10 protein-coding genes and 1 riboswitch are annotated in these 10219 nt (G+C 60.8%); of the genes, 9 read left to right on the top strand and 1 reads right to left on the bottom strand.

From position 1 onward, the window contains the following. Nucleotides 1–4 precede the first annotated feature (4 nt). From FOI68_RS04275 to FOI68_RS04240, 8 genes are all read left to right on the top strand, one after another. The gene (locus FOI68_RS04275; protein WP_143862419.1) at nt 5–643 is read left to right on the top strand and encodes a precorrin-2 dehydrogenase/sirohydrochlorin ferrochelatase family protein; all 639 of its coding nucleotides are present in this window, start codon (nt 5–7) and stop codon (nt 641–643) included. Nucleotides 644–764: 121 nt separating this feature from the next. Next, nucleotides 765–2573, top strand: coding sequence for a PrpR N-terminal domain-containing protein (locus FOI68_RS04270; RefSeq protein WP_143862418.1), 1809 nt, complete (start codon nt 765–767; stop codon nt 2571–2573). Between the two features lie 113 nt (nt 2574–2686). Next, the gene (locus FOI68_RS04265) at nt 2687–3646 is read left to right on the top strand and encodes a 2-keto-3-deoxygluconate permease (RefSeq protein ID WP_143862417.1); all 960 of its coding nucleotides are present in this window, start codon (nt 2687–2689) and stop codon (nt 3644–3646) included. 196 nt (nt 3647–3842) lie between these two features. Continuing rightward, the gene (locus FOI68_RS04260; protein ID WP_143862416.1) at nt 3843–5153 is read left to right on the top strand and encodes a four-carbon acid sugar kinase family protein; all 1311 of its coding nucleotides are present in this window, start codon (nt 3843–3845) and stop codon (nt 5151–5153) included. Further along, nucleotides 5146–6141: a 4-hydroxythreonine-4-phosphate dehydrogenase PdxA gene (gene pdxA / locus FOI68_RS04255; protein WP_143862415.1), complete on the top strand. Its 996-nt coding sequence runs from the start codon at nt 5146–5148 to the stop codon at nt 6139–6141. The genes FOI68_RS04260 and pdxA overlap by 8 nt, the downstream gene beginning before the upstream one ends. A gap of 254 nt (nt 6142–6395) precedes the next feature. Further along, nucleotides 6396–7271, top strand: a complete 876-nt coding sequence (locus FOI68_RS04250; protein ID WP_029097824.1) for an HpcH/HpaI aldolase/citrate lyase family protein — start codon at nt 6396–6398, stop codon at nt 7269–7271. Between the two features lie 41 nt (nt 7272–7312). Then, nucleotides 7313–7411, top strand: a riboswitch (guanidine-I (ykkC/yxkD leader). An 81-nt stretch (nt 7412–7492) separates the two neighbouring features. Beyond that, nucleotides 7493–7861 (top strand): DMT family transporter, encoded by a 369-nt coding sequence (locus FOI68_RS04245; RefSeq protein WP_035300730.1) that lies wholly within the window; start codon nt 7493–7495, stop codon nt 7859–7861. Continuing rightward, nucleotides 7843–8157 carry a DMT family transporter gene (locus FOI68_RS04240; protein ID WP_029097822.1) on the top strand — a complete coding sequence of 105 codons (315 nt, stop codon included), beginning with the start codon at nt 7843–7845 and terminating at the stop codon, nt 8155–8157. The genes FOI68_RS04245 and FOI68_RS04240 overlap by 19 nt, the downstream gene beginning before the upstream one ends. A 26-nt stretch (nt 8158–8183) precedes the next feature. On the opposite strand, the gene FOI68_RS04235 is transcribed toward FOI68_RS04240, so the two are convergent. Then, entirely contained in the window at nt 8184–9578 is a 1395-nt protein-coding gene (locus FOI68_RS04235; RefSeq protein WP_143862414.1) for an MFS transporter, read from the bottom strand. A 256-nt stretch (nt 9579–9834) separates the two neighbouring features. On the opposite strand from FOI68_RS04235, the gene FOI68_RS04230 reads away from it, so the two are divergent. Beyond that, nucleotides 9835–10158: a winged helix-turn-helix transcriptional regulator gene (locus FOI68_RS04230; RefSeq protein ID WP_029097820.1), complete on the top strand. Its 324-nt coding sequence runs from the start codon at nt 9835–9837 to the stop codon at nt 10156–10158. Nucleotides 10159–10219 lie beyond the last annotated feature (61 nt).

Below are 10219 nucleotides of genomic sequence, written 5' to 3'. Positions count from 1 at the left end.
CAGGGTGCGGCTCTACCCGATGATGGCCAATCTGCGGGACAAACGGTGTCTCGTCGTCGGCGGGGGACACGTGGCGGAACGAAAGATCGGCGGCCTGCTGAACACGGGAGCCGTCGTCACGGTCGTCAGTCCCGCCTGCACGCCGGCGGTCGATTCGTGGGCGGAAGCGGAACGCATTACGCTGCACCGCCGCCCGTTTGTTCCTGACGACGTGCGGGACGCGGTCGTGGTGATCGCAGCCACGGACGATCCCCGCGTCAATCTGGCTGTCCACCGGGCGTGCGGCCCGCACCAGTGGGTCAATGTCGTCGACCGTCCCGACCTGTGCACGTTTACCGTTCCGTCCGTGGTGGAGCGGGGCGATATGCAGATCGCCATTTCCACGGGCGGACACAACCCCGGTCTGGCGAAAAAACTGCGCCGGCAGTTGGAGGAGCGGTTCGGGCCGGAGTACGGAGATTACACGGCCTTTTTGGGAGCGATGCGGGACAGGGTGCTCGCGCTCGGACTGAACGAAACACAGCGCCGGGCCGTTCTGGCCGAACTGCTGGACGACCGCTTCCTGCAGTGGACCGCGGCGGGAGAAACAGAGCGGCGCGATCAGGAAGCGGAGCAGGTGATCCGAAACCTGGGGAAACCCTGAGCGAAATCTAGTGAACCGGCAGCCCGGACAACGGGTGTTCCGGTTCTTTTGCTTTTTCCGGCCAAAGTTGTATAATTTTAGCGATACCTGTTTCATTTCGCAACATATTGGAGGCAAGAACATGGCGAAGATCAAGGTAAAAGGCATCGCGCCGTACCCGGGCTTGCGGGATTTGCTGCTGGACATCGCAAAAGAAGACGACCGGATCGAGATGGATGTGGAAATCGCCGATCTGGAAGAGGCCCTGCCCATTGTGCTGCAGGCCGAGAAGCAAAAGTACGACGTGATTGTCAGCCGCGGAGGAACGGCTCAGCTCATCCGCAAGCACGTGTCCATTCCGGTCGTGGACATCCCCGTCTCCGGCTACGACATCCTGCGCGTTCTCACATTGATCAAGGATTCCAACAGCAAGCCGGCCATCATCGGCTTCCCGGGAATCTGCCAGGGGGCGGCGACCGTCTCCAGCCTGCTCAACCTTGAAATACCCGTTTACCCCGTTCACCATGAGTCGGAAGTAAGAGGCGCGCTGGAGCAGGCGACCAATCAGGGCGCGCAAATCGTACTGGGCGATGTCGTCACGGTGAGGACCGCACAGGAAATGGGCTATCACGGCATCCTCATCACATCCGGCCGCGAGTCCGTCCAGGAGATGTTGACGGAGCTGGTGTACGTCCACGATATCTACATGAAGGGGCAGGAAAAGGCGCGTTTTTACGAGGAACTCCTGCAGCACGACACGACAGGCGTGCTGGCGGTGCGTGCGAACGGCGACATCCTGTACGCGAATCCTGCGGCGCAGGCGTGGCTGGGCAATGCCGACGCGATTCCGCCGGCAGTTGCGTCCCTGCTTTCCGCCGACCAGCCGGACGGCACAACGGTCACAGCAGAACACGTGGCGATACAAGACCGTTTGTGCGATATCCGGATTGCCGCCCGCACAAAGGAGGAACCGGCCGCTTTTGTTCTCTACCTGCAGGAAAGCAAGGGCGTGCCGCCCCAGCCATTTCGGGAGATACAGACGCCGGAGCGGCTGGCCGCGTTTGCGCAGGTGATCGGGTCCAGCCGGGAGATCGCGAAAACGGTAAAGCGGGCCCAGACGTACGCGCAGACGAACAAAAGCGTCTGGCTCACCGGGGAGATGGGCAGCGGCCGCATGCATTTTGCCCAGGCCATCCACGTGGCGAGCAGACAAGGCCGGCACCGATTCTATTCCGTCTGCTGTTCATCCGCAGAGGAAGAGAGGCTGGCGGAAGAACTGTTCGGAACGGAAGGAAAACCAGGTTTGCTTACAACCGCATCTGGAGGAACCCTGTACCTGGAGGAAGCGGACAAGCTGTCTGTTCGCCTGCAGGATCAGTTGGCGGCCGAGCTGCAAAAAGGGGGACGGCTGCGGCTGATTGCCTCCTCCACCCTGTCGCCCGGACAGGTCGCGAAACGAGGCGGCTTTTCCTCTCTTCTGCTCCACCAGCTCGCCGAGTGCCAACTGCGCATTCCTCCGCTGCGGGAACGCGTAGAGGACATAGGGGAATTGGCGCGTGTGCTCATCGCCCATCACAATTCGGCGTACGGCAAGCACATCGTCGGCATCAGGGAAGAGGTAATCGAACGGCTCGCCGAATACGACTGGCCCGGCAACCTGAAAGAATTCGAAAACGTCGTGGAAGAAATGCTGCTGCTGACGGAGGGCCACTATGTGGGCCTGGAAGAATGGCAGGAAGCGTGGCAGCGGTACAGCGCGGAAACACGTGCCGGAAACGGGGGGCTGCCCCTGGGCGGATTGAATCTGGAGGGAACTTGGGAAGAGATTGAACGGCAAATTTTGCTGCACGTGCTGAAAGAAGAAGGCATGAATCAATCACGCGCGGCCAAACGATTGGGCATCAATCGAACAACGCTGTGGCGAAAATTGGGAGGAGTGTTGAAAAAATAAACAGTTTGAATATTGAATCCCCCCTTTGACCCGTCTTATAATGACTATTGAAAGCGATATCAAATAGTTATTGTTTCATTTTTAAACAATAGTACCAAAGGGGGCACTTGCGCATGAAAATTAAAGCATCCATTGAACGGATTCCGGGCGGCATGATGATCATTCCGCTGCTGCTCGGTGCGGTGATCAATACCGTGTTTCCCGGGGCGGCGAAGACGTTTGGTTCGTTTACAGGTGCGCTTTTGACCGGAGCACTCCCGATTCTGGCTGTCTTCTATGTGTGCATGGGCGCGACCATCGACTTCAAGGCGACGCCGTATATCGCGAAAAAGGGCGGTGCCCTGCTGGCTGCCAAAGTGGGTACGGCTGTCGTGCTTGGCTTTATCGCTGCGAAATTTCTCGGCGAAGGCATGGTTGAAAGCGGATTCTTTGCCGGATTGTCCGTATTGGCGATCGTGGCCGCGATGAACGACACGAACGGCGGCATGTACATGGCGTTGATGGGACAGTTCGGGAAGAAAGAAGACGTAGGGGCGTACTCGATCATGAGCCTGGAGTCGGGGCCGTTCCTGACGATGGTGACGCTGGGTGTGGCAGGTCTTTCCGCCTTTCCCTGGGAAACGCTGGTCGGCGCCATTTTGCCGCTCGTCGTCGGCATGATTCTCGGCAACCTCGACAAAGACATGCGCGACTATCTGGGCAAGGCCGTGCCGGTACTGGTGCCGTTCTTCGCCTTTGCGCTCGGCGCCGGTCTGAACCTTCAGAATGTGTGGAAAGCCGGACTGCTGGGGGTATTGTTGGGAGTGGCGGTGGTCGCCATCACCGGCATCGTGCTCTTTGCCGCAGACAAATTGACTGGCGGCAACGGCATTGCCGGTTTGGCTGCAGCCACGACTGCGGGTAACGCCGTGGGTGTGCCGGCCGCAGTAGCTGCCGCCAATCCCGTGTACGAACCATTGGTGCCGTCGGCAACGGCGCTGATCGCTTCCTGCGTGATCGTGACCGCCATTCTGGCACCGATCGTGACGGCCTGGTGGGCGAAGCGGATCGGCGTCAAAAGCAACACGGCTTAATCATGAGCCATCGAGAAGAAGGGAGTGTCCCGAGGCAGCGGCTCGGGACGTTTCGCTTCGGTCGTCAGACAGGGAAAGAGGCACCCGCCTGGCTGGCTGTTCTGCCTTCCCGATGCGGCTCGGCGGATGATGTGAGCCCGGAGGGGGCAGGCAGCCCGGGACGGGGGAAACATGGACAGAAGGCGAGGCAACAGTCATGAGAAAAATAGGCATCATCGCAGACGACCTGACAGGCGCCTCGGATTCAGGCGTTCAGTTTGCGCGGATGGGCTTGGAGACACGCGTTCTTTTTGATTGGAAAAACGCGGCCGCGGAGTGCGTCGACACGGACGTCGCGGTCATGGATACGGACAGCCGCTCCCTCCCGATACCGGACGCGTACGCCAGGGTGAGGGAAGCGGCGCAGTATTTGCGTGCGCTGGAGTTCCAGCACGTCTACAAAAAACTGGATTCGACGCTGCGCGGCAATCTCGGGGCGGAAATCGACGCGGTGATGGACACGATTACGTTTGATTTCGCCGTCGTCGCCCCGGCCTATCCCAAAATCGGCCGTGTGACGAGAGGCGGGAGACACTTTCTCAACGGGACGCCCATCGACCAGACGGAGATGGCCCGCGATCCCAAATGCCCGGTGAGCGAATCGGACATCCCCAAGCTGCTCGCCTCTCAATCCAAACGGAAAACGGGACTGGTCCCGCTGGCTGTGCTGCGGGAGGGGGAGGAAGCCGTTCGGGCACAGGTGGACAGACTGCGGCAGGACGGCGTGGAAGTGATGGTCTTCGACGCCGAGTCGGACAGCGACATGCAGCGGATTGCGTCAATCATGACGGGGTACCGGGCACGAATCTTGTGGACCGGCTCTGCGGGATTGGCCGATGTTCTTCCCGAGACGCTTGGACTTGCGGGACGCCCCCGGCCGAGGGTGGCGATTGCCCCGGCCGGAAAACCGGTGCTGCTGGTTGCGGGAAGCATCTCGCAAACGACACAGGAGCAGGTGAGGCGCGTTTGCGAAGCGCCGCACGTGGCTCGCGTGGAACTGAATCCCCTCGCCCTGCTGGCAGGGGAGGACGAGCAGCAGCGGGAACTGGAGCGGTGCGTCCGGGAACTGGAGGAAGCGGTCCAGAGCGGACGGGATGCGGCGTTCTATTCCCTCGCCACCTCCGCCCATGTAAAAGGGGCCAAGGAGTTGGGAGAGGCCCGGGGGATGACGGACACGGACATCTCCAACCGGATCGCGGATGCGCTGGGCACCGCCGCCGCCGCCATTGCCGCCCGGCATGACCTGCAGGGGATGATTCTCACCGGAGGAGACACGGCGAAAGCCGTATGCCGCCACTTGGGTGTCAGCGGCATTCAGCTCCTGGACGAGATTGAGCCGGGGATTCCGCTCAGCCGCCTCGTTGGCGCGCACCCGCTGTTTGTCGTCACGAAGGCGGGAGCTTTTGGCACCAATCACACGCTGCTTCATGCGTTACACGTTTTGAAAGGGGATCGGGAACATGAGTAAACCGATTGTAGGCATTACGATGGGCGATGCCGCCGGGATCGGCCCGGAAATTATTGTAAAGGCGCTGGCAGATCCGGCTGTCTATCAGATGTGCCGGCCGCTTGTCATCGGCGACGCGAAAATGTTGGAGCGCGCCAACCGCATCACGGGAGCCGGATTGTCCGTGAGTCGGGTCAGTGATGCGGGCACGGCGAAGTACGAACACGGCGTGATCGACTGCCTCGACCTTGACCTGCTGCCGGAAGACCTGCCGTTTGGACAGGTATCCGTCCAGGCCGGGGACGCCGCGTTCCGCTTCCTGGAAAAGGCGATCGAACTGGCGAAATCCGGGGAGATCGACGCCATCTGCACGGCGCCGCTCAACAAGGAAGCGCTGCACAAGGGCGGGCACATCTACCCGGGTCATACGGAAATACTTGCGGAGCTGACCAATACCAAGGATGTTTCCATGATGCTGTCCGCTCCCAAACTGAGAGTGATCCATGTGACGACCCACGTGGGGCTCATCGATGCGGTGAAAATGATCACGCCGGAGCGGGTCTACAAAGTCATCGTCCTGGCTCATGAGACCTTGAAGAAGGCGGGGATTTCCTCCCCGAAGATAGCCGTTTGCGGAATCAACCCGCACGCGGGCGAAAACGGGTTGTTCGGATACGGCGAAGAAGAGGAAAAAGTGGTGCCCGCGGTTCGGCAGGCGCAGCAGGAGGGCATTGACGTGGTGGGACCGCTCCCGGCTGACACCCTCTTTTTCCGCGCGACGCGGGGAGACTTCGACATTGTCGTCGCGATGTATCACGATCAGGGACACGGCCCTGTCAAGGTGCTCGGCTTGGAAGCCGGTGTGAACATTACCGTGGGGCTTCCGATTATCCGCACCAGCGTCGATCACGGCACAGCGTTCGATATTGCCGGAAAAGGCGTGGCTGACGAGCTGAGCATGAAAGAGGCGATCCGTCAGGCGGTCGAACTGGCGCCGAAACGGGCGTAACGCGCGTGCCGAGTGTTGGCTCAGCCGTGTGGAAGCAAATGGCCGGCCTGAACCGAGCGGTAACACGCAGAGTCACCAGGCTGCGGCACGGCGGACAATTGCCCGGGGGATATCAGGGGATCCGATATCTCCCGGGTTTTTTTTCGTATCAAAATTGATAGATAATAAAAATGGGTTACAAGATCCTCAGAGGAGAATCCTTTTCGTACGGGCAGGGCGTGGAACAGTACCGGGAAGCGTGAGGGGGACGGCGGATGAGGTTGGCTCGTTCGTGGATGTTCGTGCCGGGCAGCAGCCGGCGGCGGCTGGACAAGGTGAGGGAGTTGGCGGCTGACATGATCATTTACGATTTGGAAGACGCCGTGCCGCTTCAGGAAAAAGTGGGCGCGCGGGACATGGTGCGCCTGGCGCTGCGGGAAAACGACAGCCGTCTCCAATACGTGCGGGTGAACGACCCGTCCACGCCGTTTTACCTGGACGACCTCAACGGCACGATCGGGCGCGGACTGACGGGCATCGTTCTGCCCAAAGCGGCAAACCGTCAGCAGATTCTCGCTGCGGACGCCCACCTGACGCAGCTTGAGCATCACTTGAATCTGCCGTGCGGCTCGACGGAGATCGTACCCCTTATCGAAACGGCGGCCGGTCTCTACCACGCCTACGACATCGCCTCGGCAAGCCCCCGGGTGAAGCGGCTGGCGTTCGGTTCGGTCGACTTCGCCCTCGATATCGGCGCCCGGCTGACGCGGGAGGGAACAGAACTCTTGTTTGCCCGCTCGCAGTTGGTGGTCATTTCCCGGGCAGCCGGCATCGAACCGCCGATTGACGCCGTCTTCGCGGACGTCAAGGATGCGGAGGGCCTTGCGCATGAGGCCCGCCTTGCGCGGCAGCTCGGGTTTCAGGGCAAGCTGGTGATCCACCCCGACCAGATCCCGATTGTCCACGACGCGTTTTCCCCGACGGCGGAGGAAATCGCGGAGGCGAAAGCGGTCGCCGCCGCCTTTGACGAAGCGCTCGCTTCCGGCAGCGCCGCCATTCAGGTCAACGGCAAGCTGGTCGACTACCCCGTGGCGGAGCGGGCCAAGCGGATCCTCCGGGAGGCGAAAGCGCTGCAGCACCCCCGTACTTGACCCCACGGCCCCGATGTGATACAGTACGGCCAAATGGAAGAGCACTTGTTTTCTAGGGTTCCGCAGCGTTGGCTGGCCTGGTCCGAGAGAAAACACACAGCGGATTGGCTGTGACACGGAGGGATAAAAGCCCGGGAGATATCGTTGTGCCGACGATACCCCCGGGTTTTTTTGCTGCTCCGGAAAAACGAGACCACCAGGATGAAGAGGAGGAGAGAGACGTGAACAGAGATTGGGGAAAGGTGTTCATTGCGGCAGGGTTTGAAGTGCTGTGGGTGATCGGGCTGAAACACGCGTACGATCTTTGGACGTGGCTGGGAACAGCAGCGGCCATTGGCGTCAGCTTTTTCATGATGATCGGGGCCGGCCGGACACTGCCGGTGGGCACCGTCTACGCCGTCTTTGTCGGCATGGGCACGGCCGGCACGGTGTTTGCCGACATCGTCTTTTTCGGCGAGCCGTTTCAGTGGTTGAAAGTGCTCCTTATCCTGCTGCTGCTGGGGGGCGTAGTCGGACTGAAGCTGGTGACCCACGAGAAACCGGAAGAGAAAGCGGAAGGAGGGGAGACGCAATGGCGTGGCTGTATCTGATCGCCGCCGGACTTTTCGAGATGACGGGCGTCGCGATGATCAACAAATGGCACCGCGACCGGACCTGGCTGACGCTGGCGCTGCTGCTCGCCAGTTTCGGGGCCAGCTTTCTGTTTCTCTCCCTCGCGATGGAAACCCTGCCGATGGGAACGGCCTATGCGGTCTGGACCGGCATCGGCGCGGCGGGCGGGGCGATTCTGGGCATGGCCCTGTACGGCGAGTCAACCGATTGGCGCCGGATGCTGTGTATCGGCGTCGTCCTTGCCGCTGCGGTCGGATTGAAGCTGATTTCCTGACCGGGAGAGGGGATGAGGCCCCTCGTTCAACTCGTGCGGATCAACCGCCAGACGAGCCCCCCGGCCGTCATGTACGCGATCCCCGTGATCAGAAACGCAAGACTTGCCCCACGATACCAGTCGGCCGATTCGTGGAGCACCACGCCCATGACGGCCACTCCGAACAGTGCCCCCATCTGCCTGTTGGCATTCAAAATGGCGCCGGCCATATTGGTGTCCGACAGTCCCGACGCCTGCATCACGGCTGCCGTCATCGCCGGAACTGCGACGCCCACCGCCAGATTGACGGCCGCCAGCACGACCGCCAACAGCCAATAGGGGGTGGCCGGGGAGATGGCGACCAACAGCAGCGACCCGATGCCGGCCACGGCGAGTGAGGCGAGCATGGGCAGTCTCGCCCCCAGACGGGGCGTCAGGCGGGCGAACAACAGATTGCCCGCCACGAACACGAGCATCATCGGCAGGAGCTGTACCCCGGCCGCAAAGGGACTGGCTTCCCGCGCCTTTTGCAGAAAGAGGCTCAGCATGAAGGTCCCCCCGAAGAGGCCGAAGTTGATCAAAAAGCCAACCGCATTGGCAGCGGCAAAGCGGGAGTCTCGCCGTAACCGGACGGGAATAATCGGAGCTGCCGCACGGCGCTCCCTGTGCAGGAACAGGATCGCGGCGGCGGCTGCCAGGCAGACCGCACCGATGATCGACGGCGAGGTCCAGCCGTGAGACGGGCCTTCGATCAGGGCATAACAGAGCCCCGCCAGGGCGATCATTCCCCACGCATGACGGGCCGTATGCAATTCGACCGCTGCGCGGGGCGTCTGAGGCACCACCCGATGCGTCATGAACAGCCCGAGAATCCCGATCGGGAGGTTGATGAAAAAGATGCTCCGCCATCCGCACGCCTCGACCAATACCCCGCCAATGAACGGCCCCAGCCCCGAAGCGACGGAGACGATCGCCGACCAGATGCCAAACATTTTCGCCCGTTTCTTCTCATCCGGATACGCGTAGGCAAGCAGGCTGAGGGAACTGGGCATGAAGAAGGCCGCCCCGACGCCTTGGAGAAGACGGCCCGTCACGAGAATGGCTCCGCTCGGCGCCAAAGCGCACAGCAGGGAGGCCAGGACGAACAGGGTCAATCCCCCCATGTAAACCGTCTTGGCGCCATAACGGTTGGCCAGTGAGCCACCCGCCAGCAGGAGAGAGGCGAAGGACAGAATGTAGCCGTCGACAACCCACGTCAGGCTGGCGAGCGTAATGTCCAGCTTGTTTTGCAAGTCGGCAGCGGCGACATTCACCACGGTCACGTCAAGCGTTGCCATAACAAACCCCATCGCCAGTGCGACCAGCGTCGCCATACCCGTGGACGAGTTCGTTTGCAGCCTGGGTGTGTCCGTCTGCAGATCAGACGCCCGCTGTAACGTCATCTCAGTTCAAACCCCCCTGCCGAAAGCTGCTGTGCGCTTTGCCGCAGTATTGTGGTCCATAGCGATTTGCCGGGTGATCTCCAACAAGGCGCGGACCCGGGAAAACGACAGTCTTTCATAGGTTCCAACATCCTTTATCCATGTGTTGTTGTACCAAGGGGCCCCTTGCGGACTATACTAAATGAAGTGCTATCTGGATAAAAGTACTGATATTTTTTATAGTAACTATAGAGTGGTATAGCGAGGTGAGTAACGGATGGAGAACCCGTTGGATCGCGGCCAGTCCGCGTGCCCGATCGAAAAGATCATGGATGTGTTGGGCGGCAAGTGGACGTTTGTCATACTGCGCGATTTGTTTTACGGTCCCCGCCGCTTCGGCGAATTGCAGCGATCCTTGAAGGAGATAAGCCCCCGAACCTTGTCCCTGCGGCTAAAGGAACTGGAGGAAGCGGGCATTGTCAACCGAACGATCTACTCGGAGATTCCCCCTCACGTGGTCTATTCGTTGACCGAAAAGGGGCTCGCGCTGCGGCCGGTTTTTGACGCGATGAAGGAGTGGGGAGAGACCTGGGGGGTGTAAGGATGGGGAAAACCGCCGATTCCTGCTTTTTCCACGCAAAGCAAGAGGCGTGTCCGTCAAC

Source organism: Brevibacillus sp. LEMMJ03 (assembly GCF_007197875.1).
GTDB classification, from domain to species: Bacteria; Bacillota; Bacilli; order Brevibacillales; family Brevibacillaceae; genus Brevibacillus; species Brevibacillus thermoruber.
The sequence above is the reverse complement of the archived record's forward strand: the minus strand, read 5'-3'. Positions and strand labels throughout refer to the sequence as shown.